The organism is Corynebacterium guaraldiae (genome assembly GCF_053480195.1).
Window position 1 is genome coordinate 64265 of record NZ_JBRBAU010000004.1, and the last position, 14087, is coordinate 78351.

The window sequence follows — 14087 nt, forward strand, 5'->3', positions numbered from 1 at the left end:
TCTCGTGAGAACCGATAACTTGCCTACCTTGGCCCAGAGAACGCTTTTCTAGCGAGCGTGCTCTTCCGTCTTCATGCCCGACATGTCTGCGGACTCTGAGTGGTCCATGTGTTCACCATGCTTCATGTCGCCATGGTCCATATCGCCGCCGTGCTCCATGCCGCCCATATCGCCATAGTTCTCGTCGCCTGCGCCGATGGAACGCACGGGGATGTCGCCCAGGTCGACCGTTGAGCCGTCGCTAAGCTCCAGCGTCAGTGTGGCGGTCTCGCCAGCCATAACGGGCTCTGTAACTCCCATCAGCATGAAGTGGAAGCTACCCGGTGCGAGCTCGACGGATTCGCCGGCGGGGATATCGAAGCCGCCTTCCTTCTCCTTCATGACGCCATCGACGACCTCATGGATCTCGTAGTGCTCCGCCTTCACCGAAGAGGTGAAGCCAACCACGTTGATGTCCTTGTCAGTGTGATTGTGGAGGGTGCCGAAGATCGCGGTCATATCCGAATCCTTCTCCATGGCGCGCACGACAGCATCCTCGAAGGTCACACCGGACTCAGCGGAGGAAGAAGCCGAACCACTGGTCGCTGCTTCCTTGTCCTTCTCAGCGCTGGCTGCTGCGCTCGATGGGGCTGCGGTGGAATCTTCCTCGCTCGTCGAGCAGCTTGCCAGTGTAAGGCCGGCAGCCGCAACGGCAACCACGGAAGCACGGAGGAAAATACGGGAATTCAGCATGTGACATGCCTTTCTGCAGTAACAGTAGTGAAATAAAATGCGGTTTGACTCTCGCATCATCAGAACCGTGTGGTGCTTAGCCTTCTGGGTCTTCTCCACCAGAACGGCGGGTCTTTGCTCCGAAGGCGAAAAGGGCTGCGCCGACGACGAGAACCGCTCCTACACCAATGATCCATTTGGCCGCGGTGGGCAAGGAACTCAGGGGATCCTGAGACTCCTGTGCATCGTCGCCTTCCTTGGCACCATCGGCAGAAGCATCTGCAATCTTATCTCCCCCAGCCCCGGAGGCCACGCTAAATGGCACGGAACCGAGTGTGGAGTGCCCATCGGAGGACGTAATGCGGAAACCTACTTGGTAGTCACCATCACCGGGCTCGACGTCTTGGGGAACCTCGACGGTGAGGTTGCGGCCATCAATGGTCGGGGTTGCGTCAAAGAGCACGTCGCCGCTTGTCTTATCACTCACGGCGAAGGTGTTGAAGTTGTCCTTTGGGATGCCAGAGAATTCCAGCGTGATTTCGCGAGGGAATTCCTCCAGCGGCGTATCACTCACAACGTTGCCGCCTATGACTGAGTCATGTGCCGCCGCTAGTGGCGCGGACAGCCCGACCGCGAGGCAGGCTGCCCCGGCAGCAATCCCTGTGGTGACCTGACGCAGCTGCATGTCCAGAACAACTCCTTGATGGTCTGATGAAACTTTTGGTTGAAGGTTCCCTCATCCTATCGCCGGGAGGGATCCTCGAGCCAATCCTTACCCCGCACGGATTGTGCGAGGTTACCAAGTAGTCGTTGCACGCGACGGAAAAGTTCCCTGGACCGCCCCTAGCCATACACCCCGGCAAACAAGAAAAACGAAAAGTGCCCCTCCATAGTGGAGGGGCACTCGACGTGGAGCGGATGACGAGACTCGAACTCGCGACCCTCACCTTGGCAAGGTGATGCGCTACCAACTGCGCTACATCCGCGCGACAAACCGGAGTTTGTCACGGAGTCCATAAGGAACTCCCTGTGCGCGATACTGGGATTGAACCAGTGACCTCTTCCGTGTCAGGGAAGCGCTCTCCCGCTGAGCTAAACGCGCTCACAGCACCCAAAGTTGGGCGCCAGCTTTTGAGGTGGAAACGGGAATCGAACCCGTGTGCACGGTTTTGCAGACCGTTGCCTCACCACTCGGCCATTCCACCGTGGCGATACCGCCTCACACACTACATGTGCTGGAGCGGATGACGAGACTCGAACTCGCGACCCTCACCTTGGCAAGGTGATGCGCTACCAACTGCGCTACATCCGCATTCGAAACCAGGCCCGGTTTCTAGGACTAAGTCCTTGTGCGCGATACTGGGATTGAACCAGTGACCTCTTCCGTGTCAGGGAAGCGCTCTCCCACTGAGCTAATCGCGCTTATCCATTTATCAAGGCTTTTTGCTCGAGAATCCCTCTAGCATCAAGAAAGCCTTGGAGCGGATGACGAGACTCGAACTCGCGACCCTCACCTTGGCAAGGTGATGCGCTACCAACTGCGCTACATCCGCATTGCACGTACCCGGCTGGTATGCCGTGGTGCGAGAAGAAACTTTATCGTGCACCGACCCAGTTTCCAAATCCGCAGCCCACAGCACTAATCCCCAACCATCCAACAGCGCATGGATTACATTAATGTGATTGAGACTGCGGTTACAGTGATTGCGCATGATTGCACTAGGAACACACTAGTACTGTCGGGAGAACTCCAAGATCCATCCGTTCTCGCACAGCCCTGAGTAGCCACTACACCCTTACAGTCGCGAGCAACCAACCAGAATAAATGCACGCAGAGTAAATGAAAGCACGGTTGAGCTGGACGATTAGGGGTTTCCATACGCGCGGTGTACCTTAAGTGCTGCACCGAGGTTCTATAGCTCAGTGGGAGAGCGTTCCGTTCACACCGGAAAGGTCGCTGGTTCAATCCCAGCTAGGACCACCATTAAAGCTGCAGGTAAAAGACGTGCAGCGTATAACACAAGCCTCCGCGTGGATACTATGCGGAAAACGAATCCGCATTTATCTGTTCACGCGGGGGTATTTTCTCATTGTTCCTGAAACTGGCCAAGAAAGCCAGACACGATAGCTCAACCCGTTGGGGCACGGCATGGTTGATAAAGCCTGCACGATATTGGACCTGCCCCCGCGCGTAGTTACCCGATAACTCCATAATGGTTCAATAGCAACACGTGCAGGCATAGGGTGATAGATGTGCAGTTGCCAAAGTACGGCCCAGCCTGGGCAGGCTCCTTGATGGGAACCTCAATTGCGTCAACTTTGTCGGGTTTGCATGGTCTACGCATAGGCCAAATCGTTTTTGCTCTTATCGCAGCTGTTCTGCTGGTGATTTTTACCGTGGGAACGAAAAATGAACCGCCTCGGCACCAGAATATGGCTGGGTGGGGCATGTACACGATGGGCCTGCTGGCGTGCGGCTCGGCATGGACCGCGCTGACCGGAACCGATGCCTTCCAGTTGGCAAGTTGGTGGATTGGCGCACCGCTTTCGGTCGTGGTCTGTCTGTGGCAGCTGTGGGGGTTGTTCAAACAGCAGCACCACTACGACAAGCCCGCGTTTCCTTGGGGGCTGGCGCTGGTCTCCCCCATGGTGGCGGCGACTTCCGCGGGTCAACTGGCTATCAATCACGGGCAGTTCTACCGCTATGCCGGCGAGCTGTGCTTCTTCCTCACGTTCATCACCGCAATTCCGCTGTTCGCTTATTGCTATTGGTCTTTAGCACGCCGTCAAGATAGGCCGCGCGAGGCGGCTGCGGGTACGGCATGGATCCCGCTCGGCGTGGTTGGACAGTCAACGGCGGCCTCGACGCTGCTTTTTGACGCCCACCTCTACGGCATCATCGTGTTCATCATTGGTGCGCCCTGCGTAGTATTCGCAATGTATTGCTTTTACCAAGCGGTAGTCGCGTGGGCCCCTTATGGCCCAGGCTGGTGGGGCTCCACATTCCCTGTCGGCACTTTGTGTCTTGGCTCCTGGGACGAAGGCTGGCACCGGTTGTCCCTTGCTTTATTGGTGCTCCTGCTATTGCATTGGGGAGCCTCTGCGCTGCGCTTCGGCACATGGCAGTTCCAACGCGCCTGATCACATACGCTCCGGCCAATCCCACACCCTAAGCCGTCGTCGACATTTCAGGTACCGTGGGGCGCCATGAGTGACACTGCTCTGATAAAACACCTCATGGGGCCCGACCGAGAAGGAATCCGCTTGATTGCGGTGAGCACTCTCCACGGCTCCGCCACCATCGATGGAACCTCAGGGCCAATGGGCAACGGCACCGACGCTCAACTCTTCGCTGCACTGCGCGAGTGGGCCGACATTGCCGTCGTCGGCTCAGCCACGGTGAAGTCGGAAGAGTACGGACCGTCGACAAGCACGCGGCTCGCCGTACTCAGTCACTCCCTTGACTTTGCCGGGTTCGAAGAGTTTATAGCCTCCGGCCCCATTGTTCTTACCCCGGAGGAACGCGCATCGTCACCCGAGGCACGGCGCTTAGCCGACGCCGGCGCCGAAGTCATCAGCACAGGTACCGGAACCATGAGCGAGGCTATTGCTGCCCTTCGCGCCCAGGGCGCACGCCGCATCAGTTGTGAGGGCGGCCCTTCCGTGTACTCCGCCTTTATCGCCGAAGGGCTTGTGGACAAGCTCTATTTGACGCTCGACCCGCACCTATCGCCCTCCGTCGAAAAGCCCGTCGTCGATGGCAAAGCCACCTCCCCTGCGCTCAAGCTCGAGTTGGAGAACGTTGCTGCTGTCGACAGCACGGTGTTTCTGCGCTATCGACGAACCCAAACACCGTAAACTGTGCTGCCGTGACTTCTCCGGCTCCCTCAACCTCAGATTCCGCGCGACTGTGGACGGCCGCCGCGTGGCCCGCCGCCATAGTCTTGGTTTTCCATCGCGTGTTCGTGCTCGCCTTCAACGGCACGGTGACCGATGATTTCGGCACCGTCTACCGCGCAATCCGGAACCTGTGGGAGGGCAACCCGGTCTACGAACAGAACTATTCCTTCGTCGAGCCGCTCTACCTATACAACCCGGGCGCAACGCTCCTCCTATCCCCCTTGGGGCTTGTTTCCGAGGAACACGCGCGCATCGCCTTCATCCTGGCCAACGCCGCGGCCATCGTCGCCGCCTTGGCCCTACTGACTCGCTTCGTAGGCCACGGCCTGCGAGGCCCCTTGTGGCCAGTCAGCATCGCTGCTGCCTTCGCTACCGAATCAGTCATCAACACGTTGGTCTTTACCAATATCAACGGCGTGCTTCTACTCGCCATGGTGGCGTTTCTGGTCTTGTTGGATAAACACGGATGGGCCGCCGGGCTGTGCATCGGTCTGGCGATTCTGGTTAAGCCGCAATTTGCCCCGCTGCTCTTCCTCGCCTTGGTGCGCAAGCGCTGGCTCACCTTAGGTTTGGGCATGGCTATACCGCTGGTAGCCAACCTTGCTGCTTGGCCGTTCGTTCCGGGCGTGGAAGGCTTCCGCGCCAACCTTCTTCCCTACCTGGCCACAACGCGCGATTATGCCAACGCATCATGGCCGGGCGTGCGCGCCTACTTCGATCTGCCCGGCATTATCTACTACCCCATCTGGATCCTGTTCGCGGCACTAGCGGCAGTAGGCATCCTTGGGCTTTTACGCTGGCGCGACAGCGATCCCACCTTCTGGGCGCTGAGCACAAGTGGTGTCATCATGGCCGGCATCTTTTTCCTTTCCTCCCTGGGTCAGCAGTACTACTCCATGTGGCTTATCCCCATGCTGTTTACGGTGATGCTTGCACGCTCGGTCTTCCACACATGGGGAGCATGGTTGGCCGCATTTTTATTCTTGGCGCCGCTCGAGTGGACGTCGACAAGCATGCCCACCGCCGCACACTGGATGAGCGTCTTCATCGCCACCATCGGGTGGGGACTGCTCATCGTGGTGACCGCCACCACCGTAGCCGGCTGGTGGTCCGCGGAGAGAGGCACTAGCCCAAAGCCTCAAGCTAGCGATAAACTCCCAGCATGACTGATTTCAAGCTCATTGCAGATACCGAATGGCGCAAGCGGTTAAGCCCCGAGGAGTACCACGTTCTGCGTGAGGCCGGAACGGAAGCACCGCACGTCGGCGAGTACACCAACACGACTACCGAAGGCGTGTACTCCTGCCGCGCCTGTGGTGCCGAGCTCTTCCGCTCCACGGAAAAATTTGAGTCGCACTGCGGCTGGCCGTCCTTCTTCTCCCCTTTGGCCGGTGACGCCATCATTGAGCGCGAAGACAATTCACTGGGCATGCGCCGCATCGAGGTACTGTGCGCTAACTGTGAATCCCACCTCGGCCACGTCTTCGAGGGTGAGGGCTACGATACGCCGACGGACCTGCGCTACTGCATCAATTCCATCTGCCTGGATCTAGAAGAAAAGCCGGTCGAGGACTAAACCCTCAACCGGCTTCCGGCGCTTTTCGCGGCAGCTACCGCGAATTATCGCAGTTCTTAAGGCAGGATCGCAATGAGCTCAGCCACGTCCTTCACGCGGCGGCCGGTGTGGAAAGGAATCTCCTCGCGCACGTGGTGACGAGCCTCGGTGTAGCGCATGAGGTACATCAAGTCCACGATGCGGTGCAGCTCCGGGGCCTCAAAGGCCAGGATCCACTCGTAGTCACCCAGCGCGAAGGCTGGCACGGTGTTGGCGCGTACGTCCGGATAATCACGTGCCTGCATGCCATGCTCCATGAGGATGCGGCGGCGTTTTTCCTCATCCATGGTGTACCAGTCATAAGAGCGCACGAAGGGGTAGACGGAAATCCACTCACCGGGCTCCTCGCCCATAATGAAGGACGGCAGGTGAGACTTGTTGAACTCTGCCGGGCGGTGCAAAGCATTTCCTACCCACGTCACCTCAGAAACCTGGCCCAGGACGGTCTCGCGGCGGAAGTCCGCGAAGGCCTTCTGGATGTCGGCGAATTCTTCAGCGTGCCACCAGATCATGAAGTCAGCGCTCTCCCGCATCCCGGAGAGATCATAGATACCGCGAACGGTAACCACGCCTGCTTCCTCCAATTCCGCGAAGAACTTCTGTGCCTGCGCCACGATCTCCTCGCGCTCGGTGCCCAGCGCACCGGGGATTACTTGAAAAACCGCGTGCTGCGAATAGCGCTGGACCTTATTGAGCTCGGCAAAGTTGACCTTCGACATGCCTTTCTCCTTCTTTCAACCGACAGAGTTTCGCATCCATCATAAGTTGGAGACGACCCCTCGCGCCACTAGCCTTTCGGCGCGCCTTCCACCGCCACGAGGGCGGAGCTTATACGTTGTTCCCCGTGAGCAATTCCGACGTTTCTTCGCGCAACCTCGCAGGGGCACCGACCAACCTGCACGATCGCGCCGCCGCCTCCCCCGCCGATTCGCGCCCTGCGGAGCCGAGCACCCCGGCCGCCTTCACGGAGGCCGTTGAGTCCCTCCATGCCGCACAGCTGCGCCCAGAAATCACGTTGGGCACCATCCGCCCACCGCAGCGCCTAGCGCCGTTCAGCCACGCCATCGGCTTGGAAGTTGAGCGCAACGAGCATGGGGACAACATCCCCACTGACTCTGACGGCGATGCCTTCGGCCGCCTCATCCTGCTCCACGATCCGGGCGCTGAGGAGGCCTGGGAGGGTGCGATGCGCCTGGTGGCCTATATCCAAGCAGACTTGGACGATGCCGTAGCAGGAGACCCGCTGCTTCCCGACGTCGCCTGGGAATGGCTTACCGAATCCCTTGACGTGCACGAGGCGACCCATACGAACCTGGGCGGCACCGTCACGTCGACCGCCTCGGTTCGTTTCGGCGAGATCGGCGGCCCGCCGCGCGCCTACCAACTAGAAATGCGCGCCTCCTGGACCGCTTCTGGCCTGGATCTTGCCCCACACGTGGAAGCTTTTGCGCAGGTTCTTTCCCTCGTCGCAGGACTGCCACCAGAAGGCGTAGCGGAGCTCGGGCGCTAACATGACTGAACTGCGCCAGGTACCGGTTGACGGAACACCAAAGGTCCTGCTTTCTCCCCGTGAATTTCACGCCGCCGCCGACCGCCTGACAGCTGGAACTGGCCCCTTCGCCATCGACACCGAACGCGCGTCAGCTTACCGCTATGACGATCGCGCGTTCCTTGTACAAATTCGCCGAGAAGGTGCGGGCACTTTTTTGCTCGCCCCGGAACACCACAGGGCTGAGCTCCGCGCGGCCTTAGCACCGGCGCTCAACGGCCAAGAATGGGTCGTCCATGCGGCCCCCTCCGATCTTCCTTGCCTTGCCTGGCTGGGCTTGTACCCAGGCAGGCTCTTCGATACCGAGCTGGCCGCCCGCTTCGCCGGCTTTGCCCACCCCAACTTGGCAGCAATGGTGCTGGAGCTTTTCGACGTCCAATTGGAAAAAGGCTACGGCGATTCCGACTGGTCCGAAACCCCCATTCCCCGGTCGTGGCGCAATTATGCGGCGCTTGACGTGGAGTTACTCAATGAGCTCGCTGTGACCTTGCGCGATATCCTCGCGGAGGAGGAAAAGCTCGACTGGGCCTATGAGGAGTTTGAGAAGATAGTCGACGACCACGCGCGCATTACGGGCCCCGAGCCCCGCTCGTGGCGGGATCTCAAGGGCGTGTCCTCGCTTCGCTCCGGCGAACAGCTCGCCGTGGCTCGCGAGCTGTGGCAGCGCCGCGAATCTATCGCGCGCACCCAAGACGTGGCCCCCAACCGAGTGCTACCGCACCGCGTGTTGGTGGACATTGCTCGCCGCGTGCCCCGCTCGCCACGCGAAATCAACCAAATCAAAGGTTTTCCCCGACGCCGCGGGGGTGCGACCTTGCGGTGGTTCGACGCGGTTGAAACCGCACTGGCCAGCCCGCGCCAGCAATGGCCGAAGGTGCTGCGCAGCCCGCGCCCGGTTCCTTCCAAATCAGTTTTTAGCCGGGAGTTCCCCGAACTGTGGCAGCTCTACACCGAAATCCGTAGTGACTTCGAGGACCTCGGCGATGAGCTCGGCATGAGCTACGAGCTCATTCTCAAACCCAGCCTGCTGCGCATGGCCGTGTGGGCGGCGTGTGGCCCAGAGGGTGGCGTCGCCGGGGAAATCACAGATGCTGCGGATATCCCCGATTTCCTACGCTCCCAGGGCGCGCGCGAGTGGCAAATCGAGCTTGCCTCCCCGCTTTTGCGCCACGGGCTAGAGCAGTAGCGCCCACTCGCCCGCGTTCTTAGCTGCGAGCAGCTACCCACTCGCTGACGGACTCCGCGATTCCCTCCGGAGTCAGCCCGAATTCCTCAAGAACCTCACCGCGGCTGGCGTGCTTGGGGAAACAGCCCGGCACGCCGAGTCGGTGCACAGGGGTATCCACATCGGCAGCATCGAGTGCTTCGGCCACCATGGAACCCACGCCGCCACGCAGGATCCCGTCCTCCACCGTGACCACGAGGTCATGATCCGCAGCCAGCGCGATAATGGATTGTGGGACCGGAACCGGCCAACGCGGATCAACGACGGTCACGTTGAAGCCTTCGGCTTCCAACCGCTCGGCGGCCCCCAAGGACCGAGCACTCATGGCGCCGATGGAGACGATCAGAACATCCGTTGCTTCGGCCGCTGATTCAGCAGCATCGGAATAACGCAGGATATCGACGCCATCATCGAGGCGCTCGAGCTCCTCACAATCATCCAGCAGGTTGCCCTTAGGGAAACGCACTACCGTCGGGCCATCCTCGATGGCGATTGCTTCATTGAAGAGCTCCCTTAAGCGGGCACCATCGCGCGGTGCGGCGATGCGCATACCCGGGACGATGCTCATCAGCGCCATGTCCCAGACACCATTGTGCGAGGGACCATCGGATCCTGTGACACCGGCGCGATCAAGAACGATGGTGACGGGCAGCTTCAGCAACGCGATGTCCATGACCACTTGGTCCACTGCGCGGTTGAGGAAGGTTGAATACACCGCCACCACCGGGTGCATACCTGCCAGCGCCAGGCCTGACGCAGAGGCCATGGCATGTTGTTCTGCAATTCCGACATCGAAGAAGCGCTCTGGGAATTCCTCCTGGAATGGAGCTAATCCCGTTGGGCCTGCCATAGCGGCGGTTATCGCCACAATATCCTCGCGGGCATGACCGGCCTTGATGAGTTCCTCGGAGAAGGCCGCAGTCCATCCCGGTTGCTTCTGTCCTTTGGACACACCGGTGACTGGATCGATAGCCCCTGTGGAGTGCATCTGGTCCTTCGGCTCATTGACCGCTGGTGCGAAGCCGTGGCCCTTCTCCGTGACCGTATGCACGATGATGGGGCCGTCATAGTCGCGGGCGTAGCTCAGTGCCCGGACCACGGCGTCGATATCGTGTCCGTTAATCGGACCAATGTATTTGATGCCCAGTTCTGGGAACATCTCGGTGGGCAGGACGGTGGACTTCACGCCTTCCTTGACCGCATGCAAAGCGTCAAAGGTGCGCTCACCTACCCAGCCCATGGACTTCAGGCGCTTCTTGCCCAGCGCCATGAACTCGTCATAGCCATGCTGCGCGCGGATGCGCCCAAGGTTCTCTGAGAGTCCGCCGATGGTCGGTGAATAGGAGCGGCCATTGTCATTCACGATGATAACAACGTTGCGGTCTTTATCCGCAGAAATGTTGTTGAGCGCTTCCCAACACATGCCACCCGTCAGGGCGCCGTCACCGACAACCGCCACGGCATTGCGGTGCGATTCACCGCGAATCTTGAAGGCCTTGGACAGGCCGTCCACCGTAGACAGTGACGCCGAGGCGTGGGAGGATTCCGTCCAGTCGTGCTCAGACTCCCCGCGGTCCGTGTAGCCGGACAACCCGCCCTTCTGGCGCAGCGTATCGAATTGATCGGCACGGCCCGTGAGCATCTTATGCACATATGCCTGGTGGGAGGTGTCAAAGACGATGGGATCTCGCGGGGAATCGAAGACGCGGTGGATCGCCACAGTGAGCTCCACAACACCCAAATTAGGGCCAAGGTGACCGCCGGTAGCGGACACCTTCTCAATCAAGCGCTGGCGAATCTCCGCCGCGAGCTCACCCAGTTGCGTCTTGCTCAGGGCTTTGAGATCGCCTGGTGATTGAATGGAATCCAGAATGCCCATAGAGCTTGCCTTAAACCCCTTCATCGATCGTTTTCTTCTCTACCACCGTACCCGCTAACACACGTGACACGTCAATCATTGCCCCGGCAGCACTCGAAGCGAAAGCTATGCCACCTGTGCCGCGGGGACCAACAGCGCCAGGGTTTCAAAGTGGTGCGTTCCGGGAAAAGCATTCACCATTGCTAAGTGCAGTATGCGGTAGCCGCTCTCAGACCACGCGGCGATATCGCGGGCAAAGGTAGCGGGATCGCATCCGATGTGCAGAACGCGTTGCGGCGCTGCCTCAGCAATTGCGCCCACCACATCCCGGCCAGCACCGGTGCGCGGCGGATCCAAAACCACCGTCGTTGGCTTTGGCAATTGGCTCGCTACCTGCTCCACCTTGTCGGTGCGAAAGTGCACGTCATACGCTGCAAGACCCGGCTGTGCCGCCGCAGCCGCCGGCGAGTAATCGACAGAAAACACGGTGGTGTGTCCGCCCTGGGGCGCCGTGGCCTCAGCCAGAGCAGGAACGAAAAGCCCTACCCCTCCATAGAGATCCCAAGCCACTGCGTCGACCGCGGATTCATCTGCGGCACTGCTTTCTCCCGCCTCCACAGCAAGCCACTCGCGTGCGAGACTGGTGTACACGTCAGGCGCGCCCACGTGCGCCTGCCAAAAGGCGGTGGCCGGGAAACGGAACTCGTGACCGTCGGCACGCTGCACGACGTCCTCGGTCGGGGCCTCGATTACTTCCCGGATAGTCTCTATGCGCCGGCCGCGCGGTGCTTTCCGTGTCTCGACGACGTGGCGGTTGCCATCGCTGTCCATGACCGCAATAACCTCCGCGCCAGGGCTAAAGGTGCGAGCACCAGGCCCCACCAGACCTGCGACGAGGCCCGGCACCAGCTGGCTGCACGCCACGTCTGTAATCAGCTCAGTGGAGCCGCGCTTGCGCACACCGGCACGGCCTTGCTTGTCGACGCCCAGCCGTACCCTCGTGCGCCACCCGCGCTGCGGTGCGACATCGATAGCCTCAATCTCGGGCACATCCTCAAGCCGGGCCACCCTATGTAGTTGATCGCGCAAGACGGCGGCCTTGATTCCTGGTTCCGCCGCAGGATTTAGCTCGGCGAAATCGCAGCAACCTGCACCGCGCTGTGCCGCGGGACACGAAGACTCGACGCGGTACTCACCTGGCTGGAGGACGGATATTATCTCCGCTTCCACGAAGGACTTCTTCGCCTTGGTAACTGTCGCCCTCACCTGGTCGCCCGGGAAAGCACTGGGGACGAAACACACGCGCCCGTCGGGCGCCTGACCGATTCCGACACCGCCGTGCCCCATGCGTTCGATGGTGGTGTCGAAGGACGCCCCTTTGACAACGCTTGAATCAGCAGCGTTGTAAGCACTCTCAGTCATGGATCCTCTCCTTGGTGTCTTCGGAGCTCTGTGTTCCTTCTACGCCCTGTGATTCCTCCACCGCGGCGTTGGCACGGCGAACCATCCAGACGGTCAAGATGGTGACGATGCCGGTTAGCGGCCACCCCATGAGGATGCGAACGATGCCGAGGGTAGTGGTGGCATCGGCGTCGTAAAGCGCGCGCTGCACCACGAAACGGGCAATGAAGACCGCGGCCCAACCCGCCGTTGCCAAGGCATAGGCTCGCCGCGCCTTCGGCACGATTCGCCACCCCATGCCATCGCCGTTTAGGCCTTTCCACACCACGCCGACAAGCGGCCAGCGCACGATGATGGAGACAACCGCCGCGATAAACAGCACGAGCGACATCCAAATTCCATAAAGGAAGTAGCCCTTGGCGTCTCCTGTAAACCACGCGATGCCAGCGCAGATGGCGACACCCAGCAACCCGGAAAATGCTGGCTGCAGAGTTTCTTTGCGCGCCAAACGCCACAGGCTGATGGCCAGCGCCACACCGAGCGCTGCGGCCAATGCAGGCCCCAGGCCCCACATGTTGTTAACCGGAATGAGAACCAGCACGGGCAGGGTCGCAGACACCAGACCGGTCAGGCCTCCCATTTGTTCGAGCAGCGACGGTTCTGCCTCAGGCGCTGGGGTCGCTGCTGCAGTCTGTTGTGGTGTCTCAGTATTCGTGGAGGCCTCAGAGGCGGGCGTAGCGCCGTGTTCGGTGGTATCGCGCCCTTCGGGCGTAGGGGTGGTCACGAGTTTCAACAATCCTTTTCGGTAATAGCCGGGAGGGTCACGGCCAATGGCATAGGGCGCGCTACTTGTTCTCGTGGTCGTCGAGATTGCGCAATTGTTTGCGAGCCTCGGCCTCCGCGCCGCTTTCGGCGCCGGCAGCATTATCCGCTGGCGCGGAGTTTTGAGCGCTGGATGGTTGCGCTGCCTGTTGCTGGCGCTCCTTAAGCGCCTGCTGGACTTGCTCAGCGAGCTGCTGCGGCAGCATCACGGGAAGTGAACTTCCGGCAAGAATTGGCTGCTCGCCGCGATAGATAAAGGTGCGCGCGACGACTTCGCGTCCCAGCTGCGCTAGCTCCTCTTCCTTGCCCGCAGGAGCTGCCAAGGTCAAACGGTACATCCACCGCGGCCCTTCCACACCAATGATTCGGATTCCGCCCTTATCACTGGTGCCGACGATTTCAGAACCCCAAGGACCATCCTCCGGATGCGCTGTAAACCCATCTGCTTCCAAACCCTTGACGATGTCCTTGGCAGATTCCGCCCACTGCCCCGGCGTGCGCGGCGCGGCGAAGGCCACGGGCGTCATGCGTCCGTGCGGCGTAAGAATGTGGAGCATACGAGGGCCGTCTTGGCCCATTTCTACCTGCACCTGCGAGCCCTTCGGCAGCGGGATGCGCATCGAGCCCAGGTCCAAAAGGCCGACGGAGAAGTCCTCGAAGTTGAACTCGGCGATATCCACGTTGTCGCCGTCGTAGGGGCCCATCTCACCGTTGATGGCGTCGTGCGCCACGGCTTTTACCCCGGCAACACCTTCGACGTCTTCTTGGTCCTCGCGGACCAGCCCTGTGCTGATCTGCGCAGGCCCCTCAGAAGTCGAGCTCTCTCCGGCCTCTGCTGCCAAGCTCTCCGCCGACGATGGTTCGGCCGGTGTCTCCTTGTCAGCATCTTTTTTCTTTTTGCCAAAGGGCCACATCGCCATGGTTTTGTGCCTTCCTCATTCTGTGTCTTGTTCTGTCTTGTACCGGATAACTTGTGTTTGCCGGATGTGCGGTTGCTCGGTATGGG

Annotated in this window: 13 protein-coding genes and 7 tRNA genes; 7 read left to right on the top strand and 13 right to left on the bottom strand. The window is 60.3% G+C overall.

Features of this window, described 5'->3' with window-relative positions; all coding sequences use genetic code 11:
• Positions 1-48: 48 nt before the first annotated feature.
• From ACUY3D_RS04300 to ACUY3D_RS04335, 8 genes are all read right to left on the bottom strand, one after another.
• Positions 49-732: a copper chaperone PCu(A)C gene (locus tag ACUY3D_RS04300; RefSeq protein WP_448240389.1), complete on the bottom strand. Its 684-nt coding sequence runs from the start codon at positions 730-732 to the stop codon at positions 49-51.
• A 76-nt stretch (positions 733-808) separates the two neighbouring features.
• Positions 809-1396 carry a copper resistance CopC family protein gene (locus ACUY3D_RS04305; RefSeq protein WP_448240390.1) on the bottom strand — a complete coding sequence of 196 codons (588 nt, stop codon included), beginning with the start codon at positions 1394-1396 and terminating at the stop codon, positions 809-811.
• A 225-nt stretch (positions 1397-1621) separates the two neighbouring features.
• Positions 1622-1697: transfer RNA gene (locus tag ACUY3D_RS04310), tRNA-Gly, on the bottom strand.
• Between the two features lie 44 nt (positions 1698-1741).
• Positions 1742-1813 (bottom strand) — tRNA-Val (locus tag ACUY3D_RS04315).
• Between the two features lie 32 nt (positions 1814-1845).
• A tRNA-Cys gene (locus ACUY3D_RS04320) sits at positions 1846-1916 on the bottom strand.
• A 31-nt stretch (positions 1917-1947) separates the two neighbouring features.
• Positions 1948-2023, bottom strand: a tRNA-Gly gene (locus ACUY3D_RS04325).
• Positions 2024-2061: 38 nt separating this feature from the next.
• Positions 2062-2133, bottom strand: a tRNA-Val gene (locus ACUY3D_RS04330).
• Between the two features lie 55 nt (positions 2134-2188).
• Positions 2189-2264: transfer RNA gene (locus ACUY3D_RS04335), tRNA-Gly, on the bottom strand.
• 356 nt (positions 2265-2620) lie between these two features.
• On the opposite strand from ACUY3D_RS04335, the gene ACUY3D_RS04340 reads away from it, so the two are divergent.
• From ACUY3D_RS04340 to msrB, 5 genes are all read left to right on the top strand, one after another.
• Positions 2621-2695: transfer RNA gene (locus ACUY3D_RS04340), tRNA-Val, on the top strand.
• 269 nt (positions 2696-2964) lie between these two features.
• Positions 2965-3852: a TDT family transporter gene (locus ACUY3D_RS04345; protein WP_144675086.1), complete on the top strand. Its 888-nt coding sequence runs from the start codon at positions 2965-2967 to the stop codon at positions 3850-3852.
• Between the two features lie 66 nt (positions 3853-3918).
• Positions 3919-4569 carry a dihydrofolate reductase family protein gene (locus ACUY3D_RS04350; RefSeq protein ID WP_144675088.1) on the top strand — a complete coding sequence of 217 codons (651 nt, stop codon included), beginning with the start codon at positions 3919-3921 and terminating at the stop codon, positions 4567-4569.
• Positions 4570-4580: 11 nt separating this feature from the next.
• Positions 4581-5777: a glycosyltransferase 87 family protein gene (locus ACUY3D_RS04355; protein ID WP_144675090.1), complete on the top strand. Its 1197-nt coding sequence runs from the start codon at positions 4581-4583 to the stop codon at positions 5775-5777.
• Positions 5774-6187: a peptide-methionine (R)-S-oxide reductase MsrB gene (gene msrB, locus ACUY3D_RS04360; RefSeq protein ID WP_070522057.1), complete on the top strand. Its 414-nt coding sequence runs from the start codon at positions 5774-5776 to the stop codon at positions 6185-6187. Before ACUY3D_RS04355 ends, msrB begins: the two co-directional genes overlap by 4 nt.
• Positions 6188-6243: 56 nt before the next feature.
• On the opposite strand, the gene hemQ is transcribed toward msrB, so the two are convergent.
• Complete coding sequence (gene hemQ, locus ACUY3D_RS04365; protein ID WP_070513174.1) at positions 6244-6945, bottom strand: hydrogen peroxide-dependent heme synthase; 702 nt, start codon at positions 6943-6945, stop codon at positions 6244-6246.
• A gap of 176 nt (positions 6946-7121) precedes the next feature.
• On the opposite strand from hemQ, the gene ACUY3D_RS04370 reads away from it, so the two are divergent.
• Together ACUY3D_RS04370 and ACUY3D_RS04375 are read left to right on the top strand one after the other, a co-directional pair.
• A complete protein-coding gene (locus tag ACUY3D_RS04370; RefSeq protein ID WP_141748931.1) occupies positions 7122-7736 on the top strand; it encodes a DUF3000 domain-containing protein in 615 nt (204 codons plus the stop codon).
• Position 7737: 1 nt separating this feature from the next.
• Entirely contained in the window at positions 7738-8961 is a 1224-nt protein-coding gene (locus ACUY3D_RS04375) for an HRDC domain-containing protein (protein WP_070683438.1), read from the top strand.
• 19 nt (positions 8962-8980) lie between these two features.
• Here ACUY3D_RS04375 and dxs read toward each other — a convergent pair whose 3' ends face one another.
• The 4 genes from dxs to ACUY3D_RS04395 form a co-directional block, all read right to left on the bottom strand.
• The gene (gene dxs, locus ACUY3D_RS04380) at positions 8981-10879 is read right to left on the bottom strand and encodes a 1-deoxy-D-xylulose-5-phosphate synthase (RefSeq protein ID WP_070531286.1); all 1899 of its coding nucleotides are present in this window, start codon (positions 10877-10879) and stop codon (positions 8981-8983) included.
• Between the two features lie 105 nt (positions 10880-10984).
• Complete coding sequence (locus ACUY3D_RS04385) at positions 10985-12280, bottom strand: class I SAM-dependent RNA methyltransferase (RefSeq protein WP_070531289.1); 1296 nt, start codon at positions 12278-12280, stop codon at positions 10985-10987.
• Positions 12273-12899: a DUF3159 domain-containing protein gene (locus ACUY3D_RS04390; protein ID WP_185963377.1), complete on the bottom strand. Its 627-nt coding sequence runs from the start codon at positions 12897-12899 to the stop codon at positions 12273-12275. Before ACUY3D_RS04390 ends, ACUY3D_RS04385 begins: the two co-directional genes overlap by 8 nt.
• A gap of 205 nt (positions 12900-13104) precedes the next feature.
• The gene (locus tag ACUY3D_RS04395; RefSeq protein WP_448240391.1) at positions 13105-14001 is read right to left on the bottom strand and encodes a DUF3710 domain-containing protein; all 897 of its coding nucleotides are present in this window, start codon (positions 13999-14001) and stop codon (positions 13105-13107) included.
• Positions 14002-14087: the final 86 nt, after the last annotated feature.

Coding starts and splice junctions, on each gene's coding strand:
- ACUY3D_RS04300 (WP_448240389.1), bottom strand. CDS start 732: ATGCTGAATTCCCGTATTTTCCTCCGTGCTTCCGTGGTTGCCGTTGCG.
- ACUY3D_RS04305 (WP_448240390.1), bottom strand. CDS start 1,396: ATGCAGCTGCGTCAGGTCACCACAGGGATTGCTGCCGGGGCAGCCTGC.
- ACUY3D_RS04350 (WP_144675088.1), top strand. CDS start 3,919: ATGAGTGACACTGCTCTGATAAAACACCTCATGGGGCCCGACCGAGAA.
- msrB (WP_070522057.1), top strand. CDS start 5,774: ATGACTGATTTCAAGCTCATTGCAGATACCGAATGGCGCAAGCGGTTA.
- hemQ (WP_070513174.1), bottom strand. CDS start 6,945: ATGTCGAAGGTCAACTTTGCCGAGCTCAATAAGGTCCAGCGCTATTCG.
- ACUY3D_RS04375 (WP_070683438.1), top strand. CDS start 7,738: ATGACTGAACTGCGCCAGGTACCGGTTGACGGAACACCAAAGGTCCTG.
- dxs (WP_070531286.1), bottom strand. CDS start 10,879: ATGGGCATTCTGGATTCCATTCAATCACCAGGCGATCTCAAAGCCCTG.
- ACUY3D_RS04385 (WP_070531289.1), bottom strand. CDS start 12,280: ATGACTGAGAGTGCTTACAACGCTGCTGATTCAAGCGTTGTCAAAGGG.
- ACUY3D_RS04390 (WP_185963377.1), bottom strand. CDS start 12,899: ATGGGAGGCCTGACCGGTCTGGTGTCTGCGACCCTGCCCGTGCTGGTT.
- ACUY3D_RS04395 (WP_448240391.1), bottom strand. CDS start 14,001: ATGGCGATGTGGCCCTTTGGCAAAAAGAAAAAAGATGCTGACAAGGAG.